Source organism: Lysinibacillus irui (assembly GCF_028877475.1).
In the GTDB taxonomy this organism is placed as follows: Bacteria; Bacillota; Bacilli; order Bacillales_A; family Planococcaceae; genus Lysinibacillus; species Lysinibacillus irui.
On record NZ_CP113528.1, the window covers coordinates 191,916 to 210,096 of the forward strand.

Consider the following 18,181-nt stretch of genomic DNA (forward strand, 5'->3'; position numbering starts at 1 on the left):
AATGATGGTTAAAATTTTTATATTTGGTTGCTCCCACCGTATTTTTTATATATAATTTTTTATATAACTTGTTTAATGAAATTCTAAGCTTAACCATACGGTGAAAGCATTAACTACACTTCTTAGATAGTGTCCATACTAATCTCTTATCAGGATTGGTCTGCACATTTATCGGAGAAGTGTTTTTTCATTTCTCAAGATAAATAAATTTTTAGGAGGACTTATTTATGAGTCAGGAACTAACTTTATTTGATCTAGGTGTTGAGGATACAACACAATCAGAAGAGCAAAAGAAAAAAGAAAGTAGTAAAAAGAGTAGTGTGGTGAAGAGTACACCTGCCCCTAAGAAGAAAGAAGAACCTCTTTTAGTAAATGCCGAATGGACAATTCATTTTGCAACAGATCGTTTCTATGTGAGTGACTTCGTAGATGAAATGCCTGAAGAAGGTATTACATTAGAGGTACTAAGAGAAGGCATCGAGAGACATTTTCCGCAGTTTAGCGCTGCACGAACAAAATGGGATTATGATAAGGATAAAAAGCAGCTATTCCCTGATGCATTTGCTGGGAGTAAAGGTGCAGATTCCAAAGAAGGTCGTTTTACGCCTTCTTTTTTTATTTCCGCAGAAGATGCTTTTGAAGCAAACAACTTCTATCGTTATATCCTTAGTGGGGATAATAAGGTTCTTTCTGTTCACCAATCTATATGTGGGACTATGATTACACCTACTAAAGGGGTTAGTGAAGCGACCAAAGCAAAAGCACTTAAGGATTTAGGATTAAATGAAATTACAGAGTGCCCAATAACGCCAGCTACTTTTGAATGGTCATTGCCCAAGATTGAAAACAAGATTTTGAGACAGATCATTGGCTTTTTCCGCTCCTTTATACATGAAGAAGCGGAGTATGAAGTTGCTTTAAAAATTTATTGGGATTTAAAAAAGGAAAAATATGTAGTAGATTGTCCTAAACAGGTTGTAACGGCAATAAATATTGAATTGCAGCACAGTGAGGAATTTACTGGGAAAAATGCAACTCGCTATATTCCTGTTATGGAAGTCCATTCTCATAATGTAATGAGAGCTTTCTTTTCGGAAATAGATGATTCGGACGAACAAGCTTTTAACACAACATTTGGTGTGTTTGGTGTATTTGGTAGACTGAATCGGAAACAGTACGAAATGGTCTTTAGAGCAAAAATGAGAGACGATGTAATTGAGATTCATCCGGAACAATTATTTGATTTAGAGGAAGATCGAAGGGACTACTCCTATCCTAAACATTGGAAATCTAATGTTACAACAATGGGAGGGTTTTACCTATGAAAATTCTTTATGGTCAAAATTTAGATATTGTTCTAATTGGTGTAGGAGCGAATGGATCTCATTTCCTTCGAAATCTATTACAAGACATGTCATTATACGGTAGGGATATGAGAAAAAATCGATTGCTTATTGCTGACGGTGATAAGACAGAAGAAAAGAACATTAAGAACCAACTTTTTACTCCTGAAGATATTGGGGAGTATAAAGTTAATGCACTAGCAGAACGTTATGGTGATCACTATGGAATAGATGTATTAGCTGTTCCTGATTACATTACGGATTGCGATATGTTAGAACGTCTATTTGCAAATGATGGCCGCTTTAAAATCCTAATTGGATGTGTTGACAATAACCGGACACGACAATTAATGCACGACTATTTCAATTATGTAAGTGATTTACTTTACATTGATGTAGGAGTAGAGGGTGTCATTTTAAAAGAAGAGCTAAAAGATTATTCGTATGATGAGATGAATCGAATGATTATTGGTAGTGGCTTTTCAGGACAAGTAGTTGTTGGTTTTAAAACAAATGGTGAATTAATATTACCACCTATTTGTGATGTTTATCCCAACGTACTTAGTGATACTGAATCTGTATTTCCTACCCAAAATTGCACTGAAATTTTAAATAATCCTCAAAGATTAGAAACTAATAAAATGGCCGCACAGATGGCCAATATCATTATGAATAACTTGTTCCATACAGGTGAAATTTATCAGCATGAAATATTGTTCAATGCTCGATATGGTTCATCCAATGCCCGCTTCATTGAAGCTAGGACTGAAAAATATTTTAAAGAATTACAAGCGCAAAGCAAGAGTACGGCAGCTTGTTAAAAATAAAACAACTCTATTGGGGGTAGTAAAATGAACACTTTATTAGAAACTGAAGTTCAAGTAGAACATAAGGCACTTTATAGAAAATATCGTCCTAATGACTTTTCTGGTTTAGTAGGACAAGCACATGTTAGAACGACTCTTGAAAATGCTATTGCTAAAGGGGCAGTGTCACATGCTTACCTTTTTACTGGTCCGAGAGGTACTGGGAAAACAAGTACTGCTAAACTCTTTGCAAAAGCATTAAATTGTGAAAATCCTAATGGATGTAATCCTTGCGGTGTTTGTTATTCATGTTCAAATGATTCAACTGACATCATCGAAATAGACGCAGCAAGTAATAATAGTGTCGATGATGTACGTCAATTAAAAGAGAATATTATACTAACTCCAATGCATGGGAAAAACAAGATTTATATTGTGGATGAAGTACACATGTATACGACGCAAGCATTTAACGCTCTTTTGAAAATTTTAGAAGAGCCACCTGCACACGCTCGTTTTGTTTTAGCAACGACAGAAGTTCATAAAATACCGGCGACAATTCTTTCACGTTGTCAACGCTTTGATTTCCGTAGAATTTCTACTAAGGAAATCGTTGACCGATTAAAGTATGTCCTTAAAGAAGAAGGAAGAGCTGCCGAAGATACAGCATTAAACCTAATTGCTCAAGTATCAGCCGGCGGTATGCGAGATGCTTTAAGTCTACTAGATCAAGCGTTATCAAGAAAAACAGAACTGTCTGAAACGGTTACGTTAAATGATGTATTAGAACTTACAGGGGCAGTAGATGTTCGAGTAATTGGACAATTAATCTCATTGATAGCCAATAATCAAATTGAAGCCTCATTAAGTCATTTTAATAAATGCTTTGAGTCAGGAAAAGAGCCTAAATTTTTCATCGAGGAAATGATGATTTACCTAAGAGATATTTTGATATTTAAAAGACTTGGCCCTGAAGCTACCTTAAAAAAGGCAAATACTGATGAGAACTTCCCTAATATTGCGGCGAGTGTTCAAGAGGATAAAGTTTATATTTACTTGAATGAACTTCAAGAAACACTAAGCAATTCAAAATTTCATCATGATATACAGCTACTTATGGAGATGACTATTATTCGAATGGTTCATGGAGAAAAAGCATCTCTACAGGCACAAATTGATGAACTCCGTTCAATGATAATAAATGGAAATATTTCTAATTCACCAAAACTTGCATCAGAACAAACAGCACCAATAAAAGCTAATGGTAATGATGAGGTAAGAATTGAAAATACTGAAGTCACAAACTTACAAGAACAGCCTAACGATTTTACAAATGCTGAAAATAATAATCAATCAATTTTCGAAACATCAAATGTTGATTTAACACTACTTCAACCTTCGACGGATATTCTACCAAGTAATGAAGAATCCAATCCTGAACCTCAAATGGATGAAGGGTTCGTTGAAGTAAATGATCCTTTACAGTTTATTGAAATGGCACGGGAAGCAGAAGCTAATGGCACAGATTGGGCTAAAGAACTTCCTCCTGAAAATGAAAATTACACTATGGAGTCATCTTCACCAGAAGAAGATCCAAATACAGAATGGCCAATGCCTCAACTTAATGACGATTTAGTTCCTCCTGAAACTGATAATGAATCAATGATTCTAAGTTTTGAAGAGGAAGTAGTTCAGAATACAAGTAACATTATTTTATCTGAAAAGGAACAAGAGGTGCTAGGGGTTCTACAGACAGCAAATATTGAGTACCGCGACGCTTTTAATAAAGTTAAGGAATCTATCATTAATGAGTTAGATTCTTTAAATTTATCCTCTAAACGAGTTTTCAGTGAATTTACAACGAAAGCAGTAAATGAAAAAACTGTTATTTTAGTACATGAACATAAAATTCAAGTTAAGTTAATTGAAAAAGCGGTTCATAGAAATAAAATTACCGAAGCATTTGAAAATGTTTATAAGGATATGAATTATATAGCTATCACTCAAGAAGAATGGCTAACAGTAGTTGCAGCATATAAAGAAGCTAACCCTCAACAGGGTAAATAGAGAGGGGTATAAAATGGAACTAAATATAGCAAAATCAGAAATGATATATAAAGCTATGCTTTGTGTACTTAAAAATGACGGTGTTCCGTTTGACGAGAAGCACGAAGTATTATGGCACCAAATTGTTGAGTACACAGATACTGAAAGTTCAGACTTATTAGCTTTGATTGATCCATTCTATGATGAAATTAAAGCTAATACTCAATATGATGAGTTTGATAAAGAGAAAGATGAATAATATCATCTCTATTTAAAAGATAGGCTACGCCTATCTTTTTTCAAAGGAGGATTTATAATATGTCAAAGGATCTATTTGAAAATTTAATTAGAACAAATCGACTTAATCATGCTTACTTTTTAGAAGGTGGCAATGAAAAATTTTCTCTTTGGTTAGCTAGCAAAATTCTATGTGGCGGTCATGATGAAGAGTGTATAACTTGTCGAAGAATATTCAATCATAATCATCCAGATGTAATATATATCCGTCCGGAAGGTCTTGATATTAAGGTTGATCAAATACGGGAAATCCATGAGAAAGCAGCATATAAAAGTGCTGATGGAAATGGACAAGTATTTATCGTCCAAAGTGCTGATAGGATGAATATTCAAGCGAGTAATGCATTTCTGAAGTTTTTAGAGGAACCAAAGCAAGATGTTAAAATTCTACTTCTGGGCCAATCAAAAGAAGGTTTAATTGAAACCATTAGAAGTCGTGTTCAAGTGGTTAAACTTGATGAAAGTGATGGCTTTATGAATGAAGCGGTTAGTAGAGGTTTAATGTTTAAAGGTTTAGGAATCTTTGAAGAAATTCATGTTAATGTTGATCAAGCTGAACAATATAAAGATGTTGCTGATGATTGGATAAAAGCAATAAGAGATGTTCTTGAATCTTCAAAACTTCATGCCATACAAAAAGTACAGTTATGGGAAAAACAATTTGAAAATAAAGAACAACGTAATATTTGTTTGCGATTAATTCAATCTTATGTAAAAGCTCTTTATGCCGAAACAAAAGGAACTTATCACCTTTGGGGGAATGTTCCGAAATATACATGGCCAGAACTTTTAACTTGGGGTAATGCCATTGATGAGTTATCACGAAGTATTTATTCAAATGGACATTTTACCTTGCAAATGGAAAGTTTTTTAAAGAAAGTATGTAAAAACGTGGGAATATAAGACAGGTTTTAGTGATGGAGATGTGTAAAAAGTTATACGTAATTTCCTTGCTTACTTGAAATTACCATAAGAAATAGATATAATGGACTTATCTATTTAGAACGATTATCAGCTATAACCACACGGTGAATAGCATCTTAAAGCACTCTTGTTAGTGTTCAAACTTTTCCTATATAGGGGAGGTCTGTTCATTTATCAAGAGTGCTTTTTTTCGTGCTTATAGATAAATAAATTTTTAGGAGGAACAGCAATGTTCAAAATTAATGTAGAAAGATTACAAAACGAGGTAGGTAACATAGTTACAGCTGCTAAAAGATCGCGATTACAACAAAGTTATATTTTTGTGTCGGCATCTAAAGAGAAAGGAACTGTGAGTTTTTCTTTTAGTGGAGAGGTATTATCAGTAGTTAAAACCATTGAAACAGAAGTTACTGAAGATTTATCTTTTGCGACCTCTGTATTGGAATTTCAATTAAAAGTTTCATCATTACCAGATGAAGTAGAAATTACCGTAGCTCTTAATCCCAAAGGTCAATTGTTTTTAAAATGGGGTAACGGAAGCGGTATTATTTTACTTACTGTTGATGAAGAGAGAATTGAACTGAATTCACCTGAGACTATAAAATCTATCTCCTTTCCACAAGGCAAATGGAATTACTTCACGTTGAATTTTGCTACTTTTTGCGCTTTACCGAATAGTAAAGCAGCAGATAAATCACCAACCTGTGCTGGTGTCAATTTTAGTAAATCTGAAGCTGGAACAGTGGTGCAGGCAACAAATTCCGTGAAGGCCATTAAGTCAATCGAAGAAATGGATTGGTTTGACGTTGCATTAACAATTCCACGTGATACATTTTTCGCGATAACTGAAATTGTTCCTTCAAATGAAATAATTACAGTGTCTTTGGATCAAACCAAGACAAAGATTATTATTGAGGGTTCCTCAGTTTTTGCGATCTCAAGACTTCTTGACGGTAATTTTCCAAATACTGAAAAGTTATTTTGCGATAAAAATTCCTCAATTGTCTGGAGAGCAGATCGAATGGAATTGTTGGAAACAACTCGTCGTGTTAAAAAGTTAGGTGGTCAAACGCCAATTATGTCGGTGTTTAAAAAGGATACTAAACATTATGCTGTCCTAAAAGATATTCTAACGGAGAAAATTGGAGCAGTTATCGATTCTGAAAAAGAAGAGGGTTTTGTTGTGAATCCAAATAACCTTGAGGCCGCTTTAACAGTGCTACGAACAGAAGAGGTTTTACTTGCATTCACGCAAAAAGCTGCACCTATTACTCTATTAAGTGGCGATGATGATGAAAGTGAAAACAGTCGTTCTAACTTGAAAGTCATGATTGCTCAAGTAAAACAATGAATAAATCATTTAAGAGAAAGAAATGGAGCACATGCGCCTTTTCTTTCTTTTCATCTTTGGAGGTTTTTTGAATGAAAATGAAATTAAAAACGAATAAAAATGAGGGCTTTGCTTTCCAAAATAAAGAAGATTTAAACAGCAACTTAATTCAGTTATCACTATTAAGCTCAGTGGGTTTACATAAACACTACCATATGGAACTTCTAAGAGGTTCGACAAGGGATCGACGTAGGAAAAAGTCTTACTTAACATACGACTTATTACACCATGAAAATGTCGAATCCATTAAAGAGCAAGGTGCTATAAAAACTCTTCAAAATTATGGTGTTGAAATTGAAGGTCTTGATGAGGCTGAACGCATTTATCAAATTCAAAAGAAACGCCATGATTTTATGGGTATTCCTCTTGCTACTTACATCGACTCCGAGCATTTTAATAAAGCTAAAGAAAAGGTTTTAGCTAAATATGGGGGAATTTTACCTGATGGTTCAAACTTATTTAGCTATCAAGTTGAATGCGCCTCTTTAATTGTAGGAAGACGCAGATTACTAAATGCTCTAGACATGGGGCTTGGTAAAACACGAACAACAATTGTTGGTTTAACATCGGATCCTAGAAACAAAAAAATTCTAATTGTTACGATGAGCCGAAATTTTTGTGATTGGGAAAATGAATTCAAGTCATTAGGGTTGGCAGATGAGTATGTCATCTTAAAGAAACCAATGGACATGAAATCTAAAAAAAGAATACACCTTGTTTCATACGAATCCTGGGCTGATGAAACCATAAAGTTTAGGAAAAAAGATAACAAATCAAACAAGAGATATGGAAAAAAGGATTTGCCTTATCGATGTCCAGCTTGTTCAAGAATATGGAACGAAGATAAGTATTTTTGTGAGTGCGGAGAAACAGTGATTGAAAAAAGAAAGAAAGCACTCTACAAATACCTAGATAAGTCATATGATGCTGCTGCTATTGATGAGGGACATTTCATTAAGAATGGAGAAACAGCGCGTTGTAAGTCAATAATGGCTATCAAAACTAAAACAAGAGTGTTACTTAGTGGTACCCCAGCAGAGAATGGTGCTTCTGATTTATTTTGGCCTTTAGCTTGGTTAATGGGGGATAGTCATCACTTTTGGAATAAAGTAGATCTCACTAAATTTGAAGCTTATGGTAACTTCGGTAAACGTTGTTTCAATCACGTTTATGGGGGAGTATCAAAAGTTGCTTTGGTGGATAGTTCAAGTATTTCCAAACGAACAAGTAATGAAAAAGCACTATGGGCAATGCAGGACATTATTATGTATAGGAAATTAAAGAAAGACCCTGAAATTGAACGTACTATCCGTGTACCTAAACCTACCCATATACGTTTGCATCTTGAGCAAACTGATGCCGAGAAAGAGCTGTATAAGAAGGTTTTGGCGGATTTTTCTCAATGGTACAATGAAACGTTGCGACAAAGAAAACTCGCATCTAGTCGAGAAGAATCGTATAAATCAACAACTATTGAAATATGTGGTTGGTTAGACAAACTACGATTAGCAGCAAGTTGTCCGTGGATACATGAGGATTATGCTAAAAATGCAGTCGTACCCCCAAGCAAATTGACATTTATACGAGAAAAAATGCAACAGGAAGCTCGTTTAAAGAGAAAGATGCTTATATTCACGGCTCATAAAAAAACATGTGAAGAGTTAGGTTCCCTTTTAGATGCTTATATCCCAGGTTATGAAGTTGGATATATTCATGGAGGGGTACCGATGTCTCGTAGGTTTGAACTGTTAACCCGCTTCCAGGATGAAGAAGATCCTTTAAGTGTTTTAATCATGACTATGAAAACTGGTGCGGAATCATATACATTAACTCAAGCAAAAAGCGTTATCTTACATGACTTAGATTACAATGCTAAAAAAATTGAGCAATGTTACTCACGTGCTGTTCGCTTAGGACAAAAAGAAGTTGTAGAAATCACGTGGCTAATAAGTGTAGATACAATTGACGCGAATATGCATAGCTTAATACTCTCCAAGCAAAGCAGTGTTGATTTAGCGATAGACCGCCAGGAACTTGATTTTGCACAAGTGGCAAAAGAGTTTGAAGGACAAGGTATTTCAGGCGTAGGAAGCTTAGATTATGAGGAGTTTGCTAAAGAAATGTTAAGTCGTGGTACAAGTCGGAACCAATATGAAAATGTTGGATAGAGGAGGGCTATGTTTTGATTACTTACGACGGTAAATATGCTTATGTGACTTTTCATACTATGAGTGGTCACTCAAAAAAGAAAGAAAATTTTGTTGCAGAGCCAAGTCTATTGCAACTTCATCCAAAGAATAGCAGTAGCAAAATAGTTAAAATCCATTTTGCTGAACAAGCTCCAAAATGGATGAAACACTTTGCTCAGAAGCATTCATATACAATAGATGAATTTCAGAATGGGGAACAAGTAGGGTTTTCACTTACTTTAGAAAGAACGTCAGAGAAAGTAACTGTTAGTCCTTTAATTAAAGGGATGATCCATGAATGGTTTAATAATCTGAATGAATCGATGAATCACCTTAAAGATACATTACTAAGTAACTCTGAAGTTGTTGAATTTAATTTATATAATAGAACATCGTTTTTTGAAGAATTAGGATTATATTTTTGTTTAGAAGAATTTGAAAAAAAGACTGGTGCACTATGCTATGAAAATTGGGTTCCTCCTTATCATGTTGATTTTGAAGACATGGCTTTAGATAAGCAGGAAGAATGGCTAACGCTAATTCAGCAGTTAACATTACCAGGAGAAATACCACCAATAGAAAATGAAAGTGGGAAAGAGTACAGAGTAAATAATGAATGTAAAGATGGAAACAATTTCGAAGATGAACACAATGATAAACGGGCTCATAGTGATGGATATCTTGTGACTTCAGAAGAAATAAAAATTGAAATTGAAGAAGCTGAAAATGTTATTGAAAATCATTTGGGGTTGAGCAATGAATCAGTTAATTTATCCAATGACATAATTATTGGAGTTTCTAATGATGTAACACTACTTAATTTGGATAATTTAGATATTGAAATAATAGATGAATATCCTGTAGAAGTAGATATAGTTGTTGAAACAGAGCAGCAACATGCTGAACCTGTCATCGAAATCATTGAAGATACTAAAGAAATTGATCTAAATATTGCAACCTTTACGAGTAAAAAAGAAGGAATTGTCGAAGGACAAACTTTGCTATTTTAAATTTTGGGGCGCATTTTTTGCCCCCATATTTTAAGGAGGCTAACATTCAATGTTAGAAATAATCGTACTAGTGGGGACATTTTTATTACTAATAGTAATAGGTGCATTAAGTGCTTTCAGCGAAAGTTTTTCACGTAAAAGGGAATCGAAATGGGCGTTCCCAGCTGCAGGTACTGTACAAAACGCTAATAGAACTATACAGCCAATTGACGAAGCATCAAGCTTTAGTACTACTGTACCTGTAAACGATATTATTCCAGAAGTTCAACTAGAGGATAATACAGCTCTGTATAAGCAATTAGTTGATAATAGAGAAGTAGTAAATTTTTCACATTCAGAAATTACAAATGAAGTAAGTAATAATCTTAATCAATTAGTAGAAAACATTAATTTAGAATTGAATGATTATGCATTCGAATGTAATGAATCAAAATTAAATAATGAAATTAAAGACAAAATAAAGGGATTGGTTGGTGAAAAAACAGCTAATTTAGTTACAAATAATTTAACAGATTTAGAAGAGAATAAACAGTCAGTTATTATAGGTTTATTTAATTCTGAAGACAATACAATTCACTTTGAAAGCTCTAAATTAAAGCTTTCCTTAACTGAACCAATAGTCTCTGGAGAAGATGATTTTGTATTGTTAAAGGGTACTTTACTACCGAATGGGGAATTTCGTGTGATTCATTTTGACGATGCTGAAACAGTTGAGCATGGTTATGGAGTAGAGTCGTTTGTATTAGATAAAACAGCATAAATATACATGGAGGAGTGTGGTTACACACCCCTTCCTTAAATGATTCAAATGCACAAATTATAAAATTTGAATCATTTAAGGGAGGGGTATAGGTTCACTAATAGTCATTCTTACTTATTGTCATGCCGTGTCTATTGTCGTACTCTTTTTGTTAATATATAATTAATAGATGTTAAAATTTAAAAAAACAGGATTTTTTTATACCTATTTATTCAACATCGACATCAAAAGTATGCAAAGATATAGTTTTTTTGGACAATATGCTATAGAATGAGTGGGTCTTCAGAACCGTTTGCAATAACTACCAAGTATTAGTGACGTTATCAAGGGAGATCTATACCGGGGGATATTTACATCGCTCCTTTTTTGACACATATTAATTTTAAAAGTACGTACACGGAGGCAGGAAAAATGGAGAATACACTAGTACCAACATACAATGAACAAATCGCAGAACAACTTAGAAAAGCGATGTTAAAAAATAACGACATATTAGAAGCAGTTTGTGCCCACGAACAGGGTTATCTGGATGTTTTCATTAGGAAAGGTAATGTTTCCAAATTATTGTATCCCAAATTTCATTTTAATTCCATGAGTGTCAACTTTGACAAGTTTGATGATGATTTTAAGTTGGAAGCTCAAAATGAATTTAGAGTACCAATGACCGTATATCGTCGTTTTGTATATTTGCTAACAACAGCAATACTATACGTTCCTAAATTAGAGCATGGTCACTTACGTTTTGCGTTTGAATTTAAGGAGAATGAAGATGGGAATTGGCAGGATAAATTTGAAATGGACTTTATCGCAGAAAAGCCATTCCGCGACGGTGAAGTGATTAAGGAGTATGAATAAAAAACGCGTTGACTTTTATATCTAAATTTGTAATAATTTAATTAAATTTATAAGACTAAAATTGACACGGAAGTACCGTGAAAGTTATAAGGCGAAAACCTATATAGGTTTATGCGCCTTGCTTTCACGGTGCTTTTTTTTTTCGTTCTTTTGGTCTTAAAAGGAGGTGATAGTCTAAATGAGTCTCATGACATCTTTAAACTTACTAGCTATCGAAATAGCTGCTGACCCGGAGTTTGGTAAAGAAATCTATACCAAAGGTGATACAAAACTATCGGAGATTATCGAAAATGTCATTAAATTAGTTGGTGGTATTGGGGGAGCTTGCTTCACATTAGCTGTGTTAATTATTGCTTTGGTAATTATTTTTGGTTCTATTTCTCCTAAAAATATTGGTAGATGGTGGACAGCACTTTTCTCATGTGTAGCTGGAGCGGCACTATTCTTTAGTGCGTTCATGCTATCAAGTGTTCTATCCAATTTATTTAGCTAATAATTTAATCATTTCAAAAAATGAGTGACAAATGAGTCACTCATTTTTGAAAGGAGTACAAAAATGATTAAAATACCTGTGGATCTTACACAAGAACAAAAAACAGTATTGGCATATTTTTCGATTAGACAATTAATGTTAGTTGGTCCGATTGCAGTTGTTACTGTAATGCAACTTGTTTTATTTAATTGGCCATTTATTGGTGGCTGGCTTGAATTTTTATGGAAGATTCTAATCGTTCTGATTTCAAACGGTATATCTGTTTCTCTAGCTTTTATTTATCTGGAGAAATATGACTGCTATTTATCAGAATTTGTCATACGTCGTTATAAATTCTGGAGGTCACAAAAAACTTATACAAACTAGGATGTGAACCAATTGAATGTTTTAGATTTACTTGTGCTCTTTTGCGTGATAGCTATTGTAGCCGTATTCTTGTTGCTAATGGTGGCAAAAAAGCGCATGGATCGAAATGAGCCAGTATTCGGATGGAAACGAAAACAATTTCTTGAAGAACAGAAAAACGGTAGCTCACCAACATCCAATACTGAAAGGAAAGTAGATACCACACATGAGGATAAAGAACATGAGTCTATTCTTGATTTATTAGAATTGAAGAAAATTGAACAAGGTGTTGTGGAACGCGAACGAAATGAACATTTAGTAGTTTTGAGTTCAGATTTTGTAAACTTTCACTTACTGCAAGATCGAGAGCGAATTGCAATTTTAGAAGGTTATCAACAACTTTTCAATGTTATAAATTTTCCAGTTCAACTACAGGCTCAGGCAGTACGTCAAGACTTCACTAAGGATCGTCATAGATTTGAACAGAACTTAAGTAGAGTAAATGACCACGCAGCTAACTATAATCGAGATGTTCTCGACCATATCCAAACTGTGACTGAGAAAAATTTCAGAATTACCCTTCGTATTTATTACATCGTTAAATACATCTATGAGCCATCAAAAATGGCAAAGTTAAACAAAGCTCAAAGAGAAAAAAATATCATTGATAACATTGGATTGCGAGCTGAAATAGTTAGACGTGCTTTACGTAGAGCGAAAGTAGATGCAACTATTCTAAGTTCGGTTGAAGCTGCTGAAGTTTTAAAACGAGCTCTAAATCGTGATCGAATTGTATTACACCCAATTGAAGATGTTCAAGAAAAAGAAAAGCTAAGTGCTTTTGTAACGATGGACTTCTCAACTATTCCTGACTTTGAGAATCTTGTAAATAACCTAGAGGAGGCGATGGACATTGTTGGGACTGCTTAATAAAAGAAAAGCAAAAAATGATGTTGATTCAAATAAGCGTGAATTTAAAAAGACAATACCTCCTAAACCTGTTAAAGGGGAAAACAATGTTGTAGAGCCCACTCTAGTTGATAACATTTCAAATGAAGGTATAAAATTCCAGTCTGATTTTTTTGAACAACAAACAGCTTTAGGTACAAAAAAGTATGGAAGATCGTTTTATGTAAAACCTAGCGGTTATCCAGCTAATGTTCGGATAAATTGGTTAGAAGGTCTATTTACAGGGGATGATATGGACGTTTCAGTACATATTGAACCTTATGATAGAACCGATGCGGTAAGGAAATTAAAAGATAAAGCGGATGAATATGAAGCTGTAATGTATTCTGCTGAAAAACAAAATGATCGAAATAAGATTGAAGCGGTACAACAAAATTACTGGGATGCTAAAGCATTACGTGATGAAATCCGTAATAACTCAAATGGTTTATTCTATGTAAGTATATCCGCAACAGTTTATGCTGATAGTCTTAGTGAACTTAATGATAAAAGTGTTGCCATAGAACGTCAACTTGCTGCCGAATCTATTGAGTTAGTTAACGCATTTGACCGTCAACGTGAAGGTTGGTTATCGACTTTACCTCTTGGTTCCAGTTATTTAAAAAAATCGTATCGAAATCTTGACCGCAACTCTTTAACGGCAATATTCCCTCATATGTCATCTAAACTTAATCATGATGGTGGTATGCCAATTGGAATTTACGGCCGGGAGTACATCTATTTTAATAATTTTGATAAGAAACTAACCAATTATAATCTCGGTATTTTTGGAGAATCTGGAGCCGGTAAAGGGGTTTTTGTAAAACAACTAATTGGCCGAGGTTTTATGGATGGTATTGAGAAAGTAGTTATTATGGATGTTGAGCCAGAATATGTGGGTTTAACATATGCACTTGGTGGCATTGTAGTTGAACTTCGTTCTGATGGTGTAGAATCGGCAAGTCAGATTAATCCACTTGATATTTACGTAGAAAAAGAGGTTATTAATCGTTATCAACCTGATGAGTATGTGGTTGAACGAGTAAATGTTAATGAAAAAGTAAAAGAAGCTATTGAATTCTTTAAAGTTATGAAAGAATCTACCTCTCATGACAAGCCTCATTTAACACCATACGAATTAAATGCTCTAGATCGTATTTTATTAAGGCTTTATAAAGAAGAATGCAAAATTACTGAGGACCCAGAGTCCTTGTACGAGACAGTGGATTCTGTAAACGACAAAGGTGAAATTGAATACATCAGAAAATATAAAAGAATGCCACAGATATCAGATGTTGACCGAGAAGTTACAAAACTGATAAATGACGAAAAAGAAAAAGGACTAGAGGAACTACAAAGTGTTATTGCATTATTTGTAAAAGGCCGAGCTTTTGGGATGTTTGACTGCCAAACAAAAATTGTTGATAAGGAAGGCAATTTACTGCCCGAAGAAATGCTAGATAAAGCTCAAATTGTAAACTTTAATATTTCTAATTTGAGTAAATCGAGTAGTGAGCGGCCACTTGCACAACATGTTTTAATGACTTGGATCTGGAACAGATTCATTGTAAATAATCCTAAGCCAAAGAAACGAGTAATTCAGGACGAAGCTTGGATGATGTTAGAGTATCCATCAATGGTAAAGTTCTTTAAAACGCTTTCTGCACGTGGACGAAAATGGAACGTTTCATTAACGTTGGTTTCTCAACGATATGAGATGTTTGATAGAACAAAAGAAGCGCAAGACGTTGTAGCTCAGCTACATTCATGTGCATTTATGAAACAACCTGATCAGGATGTTGAGCCTATACTAAGAACTTTCCGCTTCTCTGATGAAGTGGGACGTATGATACGAACCGCTGACACGGGAGAAGTCATCTTGAAGGCAGGGAAAGAAATTGTTTCATTCCAAAGTTCGCCTACACCAAGTGAATGGAAATACATTAATACAAACCAAAACGTGTCTGTGGATTCCTTAGTAAGAGGTGGTTAAATGAGTAAAGTAAAAATGCTTCTTTTACTTTTAATCAGTACATTTTTACTAAGTCCCATTACTGCCTATGCAAATACAGAAACAAATGGAATAGATACTAAATATTCTCTTGGCTCATTTCCTTGTGGTGATCCACTAATATCTAAAGATGTCAAAGATCAGATTGAAAAATATAAAGAAGATGAAGCTAATATGGCCGAAAAGTTTTTAACTAGTCAGGTTGAAAATGTTTTCAATATTGGTGACATCAACGGAATGTCAACATTAGTCTTTGGTAATCCGTACTGTATATGGGCAGGTAAAAAAGCCGAAATGTCTGCTGACGGAATATTTACTATTGACGAACGAAAAAAAATTATAGACCCATTGTTAAAGCTATTTGGCTCTGTATTCTTCTTAGTATTAACTCTAGCAATGTTACTTACAGGGTTGAAAACAATGGGGAATAGCGTTCGAGGACAAGCTATGGATGAATTTTGGTCCGATGCGAAAATGTGGATTGTAGCTTTGTTTTTAGCGTTTTTCTATAATGATTTGACCAATTGGCTATTCCAAATCAATGCTGCAATAGTTCTTGATATTAAAGGCTTACTGGAAGCCCAAACAGATAATCTTGATAATATATCCACCATGAGTTCTGTAACTGATTTTTTCCCAGGTTTAATGGGATCATTTTTAATCGTTGCTTTAGGTGAATGGGTATTAGCAGGTATATTGAATGTTGTTTATCTTGCTCGAAAGGTAATCATTCTCTTATTACTCATTCTTGGTATGGTAGCAATTTATAGTTTAATGTTTGCGAAAACAAGAGCTTTCTTTGGGAATTGGTTCCGAGAAATATTAGGCAACGTATTCTTACAATCCATCCACGCTATAGTTTTCTATGGGATGATCATGTTTGCAGAATTAGGAGCAAGCCCATTCTTTAAAATTGGTTTAATGATTATGTTTATTCCTATCTCTGGAATGATTTCGAAACTATTAAATATAGGCGATAGTTCTACTAAAGTTGGCTCAGCTTTAACAATGGTTGGACTTGGAGGAATGGTTTCTACTATGATGTTAGCTTCACAAGCTAAAAGTGTAATGTATGGAGGTTCTTTGAGTAACGGTGGGTTATTTAACAATAATAACTCGACAAGTAGCTCAGGAGGCGATTCGCTAACAAGTTTAGCAAATAGTTTAGCTAACGATAGTGCAAGTACATCAATATCTTCTTCCGCTGCTGGAACAAACTCATCCCTATTTAATATGGCTAAAGAAACTAGTTCAAAACTAGGTGGTTTTGTTGGAGCAGGTGCTGGAGTAGTAGCTGGACCAATGGGTGCCGGTATAGGGGCGAAAGTAGGCGGAGCCGTTGGTGGTGGTCTTGTTCAGATGGGGAGAAATATGGGTGTAGGTATAAGCAACATTCACTCTAATTTCAATCAAGCGAGAAAATTTTCGAATGAGAATGGGACAGGTTTCAAAGCCCTGTTTGGAAGTAACGCAAACTTTGATACCTTAAATGCTCGTCGTCAAACAATGGGTAATTTTGGAGAGTCTATTGGCGTAATGCTTGCTGGTCAAAGAGGTGCCGCAATAGGAAGAAATGCAGGATTTGCGTTAAGTGGCGTTTCTCGTCAACGACTAGCTACTGAAATGTCATCTTCTTTCAATATGAGAGATGCTTCAGGAAACTTACAGGCAACCACATTTAATGCATTAGCTCAAAAGTATCCAAATGCGGATATGAAATGGATGCAAACAAATCAAGGTAGTGGATTCTATGTAAGTACCAATGATGGTTGGAAGCAAGTTGGGTTAACAGGGGCCGCTGATTCTTCATTAAAAGATGGGCAAGCACGTGTAATGGACTATAAATTAGCTGATCCATCTTTAAATTATGAGTATCAATCGAACGGAACTTATAAAGCACCTTCGCATTCATCATCATTATCAGAAGCAGCAATTACAAGCCCTGTAAATACTACTTTTGATAGTTCATTGGCGTCGAATATATCTTCAGTTCCAACATTTGAAGAAGCAATGGCAGGTGGCCATGTTGCTGCTCCATTAGGTAGCTCATTCAATGGTTCAGTTTCATCAGTAGATAGTGTTGTTTCAAGTAGTTCTTCGACTCAAGGTTCTGTATCTATAAATCAACCAGCTACAAGTGGAGTAACAGATACATCAGCTGTATTTAATCAGCAATCTACAACTGGTTTCACTGATTCTGTTACTTCAGTAAGTGGATCTAATGTTAATGCTACAACAGATAGTGTTGCAAGGATTGATAGTTATACACCTATGAGTGATGTTTCTCAACCGAGCGTAACTAGAAACGTAGATAATGGTAATCCGGGAACGGTTCAATCTCAAAGTACAACACAAAACCATTCCGATTCATCATTAAATACGTTACCACCTCAATCGGTTCAAGGTACAAATGCTCAAGAACAAAGGATGGAAACGGTTGGCCTTCAAGGGTCTACTCCATCTGTGATGAGAAAATCAGAGGCGTACATTGTAAATACTGGTGAGTCTAATTTAGCGATGAACCCAAAAACAGTTCAACAAGTTGCTTCTACTAATGTGGCTAAACATCAAGATCCAGGTTTCAATGCTAAAAAAGTGAATCCAGATGCTTATGTTTATCATAATGTTTCAGGGGCTGATACACGAACAAGCTCCGATAGAGCAGCTGATAAAGTCCATGGTGTTAGTAAAATTTCGAATGTATGGAAATCGAAAGCGCAAAATCAAGCTAAATCTCAGCGTGTTAAGAAAATCGTCTAGTAAA

The 18,181-nt window shown here is 34.9% G+C and carries 15 protein-coding genes; all 15 read left to right on the forward strand.

All coding sequences use genetic code 11. From position 1 onward, the window contains the following. Positions 1-227: 227 nt before the first annotated feature. The 15 genes from OU989_RS23415 to OU989_RS23485 all read left to right on the forward strand — a co-directional run bounded on the left by OU989_RS23415 (position 228) and on the right by OU989_RS23485 (position 18,177). On the forward strand, positions 228-1,325 hold the full coding sequence (locus OU989_RS23415; RefSeq protein WP_274797467.1) for a hypothetical protein: 1,098 nt from the start codon (positions 228-230) through the stop codon (positions 1,323-1,325). Beyond that, a complete protein-coding gene (locus OU989_RS23420) occupies positions 1,322-2,164 on the forward strand; it encodes a ThiF family adenylyltransferase (RefSeq protein WP_274797468.1) in 843 nt (280 codons plus the stop codon). Before OU989_RS23415 ends, OU989_RS23420 begins: the two co-directional genes overlap by 4 nt. 30 nt (positions 2,165-2,194) lie before the next feature. Next, complete coding sequence (dnaX, locus tag OU989_RS23425; RefSeq protein WP_274797469.1) at positions 2,195-4,216, forward strand: DNA polymerase III subunit gamma/tau; 2,022 nt, start codon at positions 2,195-2,197, stop codon at positions 4,214-4,216. Between the two features lie 13 nt (positions 4,217-4,229). Beyond that, positions 4,230-4,454, forward strand: a complete 225-nt coding sequence (locus tag OU989_RS23430; protein ID WP_274797470.1) for a hypothetical protein — start codon at positions 4,230-4,232, stop codon at positions 4,452-4,454. 59 nt (positions 4,455-4,513) lie between these two features. Further along, positions 4,514-5,395: a hypothetical protein gene (locus tag OU989_RS23435; protein WP_274797471.1), complete on the forward strand. Its 882-nt coding sequence runs from the start codon at positions 4,514-4,516 to the stop codon at positions 5,393-5,395. Positions 5,396-5,645: 250 nt separating this feature from the next. Further along, positions 5,646-6,767: a DNA polymerase III subunit beta family protein gene (locus tag OU989_RS23440; RefSeq protein ID WP_274797472.1), complete on the forward strand. Its 1,122-nt coding sequence runs from the start codon at positions 5,646-5,648 to the stop codon at positions 6,765-6,767. A 71-nt stretch (positions 6,768-6,838) separates the two neighbouring features. Further along, on the forward strand, positions 6,839-8,974 hold the full coding sequence (locus OU989_RS23445; protein ID WP_274797473.1) for an SNF2-related protein: 2,136 nt from the start codon (positions 6,839-6,841) through the stop codon (positions 8,972-8,974). Between the two features lie 14 nt (positions 8,975-8,988). After that, a complete protein-coding gene (locus OU989_RS23450; protein WP_274797474.1) occupies positions 8,989-10,005 on the forward strand; it encodes a hypothetical protein in 1,017 nt (338 codons plus the stop codon). 49 nt (positions 10,006-10,054) lie between these two features. Beyond that, positions 10,055-10,765 carry a hypothetical protein gene (locus tag OU989_RS23455; protein ID WP_274797475.1) on the forward strand — a complete coding sequence of 237 codons (711 nt, stop codon included), beginning with the start codon at positions 10,055-10,057 and terminating at the stop codon, positions 10,763-10,765. A gap of 411 nt (positions 10,766-11,176) precedes the next feature. Next, positions 11,177-11,620, forward strand: coding sequence for a hypothetical protein (locus OU989_RS23460; RefSeq protein ID WP_274797476.1), 444 nt, complete (start codon positions 11,177-11,179; stop codon positions 11,618-11,620). 178 nt (positions 11,621-11,798) lie between these two features. Beyond that, on the forward strand, positions 11,799-12,113 hold the full coding sequence (locus tag OU989_RS23465; protein WP_274797477.1) for a TrbC/VirB2 family protein: 315 nt from the start codon (positions 11,799-11,801) through the stop codon (positions 12,111-12,113). A gap of 63 nt (positions 12,114-12,176) precedes the next feature. Then, positions 12,177-12,479, forward strand: coding sequence for a hypothetical protein (locus OU989_RS23470; protein ID WP_274797478.1), 303 nt, complete (start codon positions 12,177-12,179; stop codon positions 12,477-12,479). Positions 12,480-12,491: 12 nt separating this feature from the next. Then, a complete protein-coding gene (locus tag OU989_RS23475) occupies positions 12,492-13,388 on the forward strand; it encodes a hypothetical protein (RefSeq protein WP_274797479.1) in 897 nt (298 codons plus the stop codon). Continuing rightward, positions 13,372-15,399, forward strand: a complete 2,028-nt coding sequence (locus tag OU989_RS23480) for a VirB4 family type IV secretion system protein (RefSeq protein WP_274797480.1) — start codon at positions 13,372-13,374, stop codon at positions 15,397-15,399. Before OU989_RS23475 ends, OU989_RS23480 begins: the two co-directional genes overlap by 17 nt. Then, complete coding sequence (locus OU989_RS23485; protein ID WP_274797481.1) at positions 15,400-18,177, forward strand: hypothetical protein; 2,778 nt, start codon at positions 15,400-15,402, stop codon at positions 18,175-18,177. Positions 18,178-18,181: the final 4 nt, after the last annotated feature.

Bases quoted from the DNA above. Each gene is read 5' to 3' on its own strand.
- OU989_RS23415 (WP_274797467.1), top strand. From the start codon at position 228: ATGAGTCAGGAACTAACTTTATTTGATCTAGGTGTTGAGGATACAACA.
- OU989_RS23420 (WP_274797468.1), top strand. From the start codon at position 1,322: ATGAAAATTCTTTATGGTCAAAATTTAGATATTGTTCTAATTGGTGTA.
- dnaX (WP_274797469.1), top strand. From the start codon at position 2,195: ATGAACACTTTATTAGAAACTGAAGTTCAAGTAGAACATAAGGCACTT.
- OU989_RS23430 (WP_274797470.1), top strand. From the start codon at position 4,230: ATGGAACTAAATATAGCAAAATCAGAAATGATATATAAAGCTATGCTT.
- OU989_RS23435 (WP_274797471.1), top strand. From the start codon at position 4,514: ATGTCAAAGGATCTATTTGAAAATTTAATTAGAACAAATCGACTTAAT.
- OU989_RS23440 (WP_274797472.1), top strand. From the start codon at position 5,646: ATGTTCAAAATTAATGTAGAAAGATTACAAAACGAGGTAGGTAACATA.
- OU989_RS23445 (WP_274797473.1), top strand. From the start codon at position 6,839: ATGAAAATGAAATTAAAAACGAATAAAAATGAGGGCTTTGCTTTCCAA.
- OU989_RS23455 (WP_274797475.1), top strand. From the start codon at position 10,055: ATGTTAGAAATAATCGTACTAGTGGGGACATTTTTATTACTAATAGTA.
- OU989_RS23460 (WP_274797476.1), top strand. From the start codon at position 11,177: ATGGAGAATACACTAGTACCAACATACAATGAACAAATCGCAGAACAA.
- OU989_RS23465 (WP_274797477.1), top strand. From the start codon at position 11,799: ATGAGTCTCATGACATCTTTAAACTTACTAGCTATCGAAATAGCTGCT.
- OU989_RS23470 (WP_274797478.1), top strand. From the start codon at position 12,177: ATGATTAAAATACCTGTGGATCTTACACAAGAACAAAAAACAGTATTG.
- OU989_RS23485 (WP_274797481.1), top strand. From the start codon at position 15,400: ATGAGTAAAGTAAAAATGCTTCTTTTACTTTTAATCAGTACATTTTTA.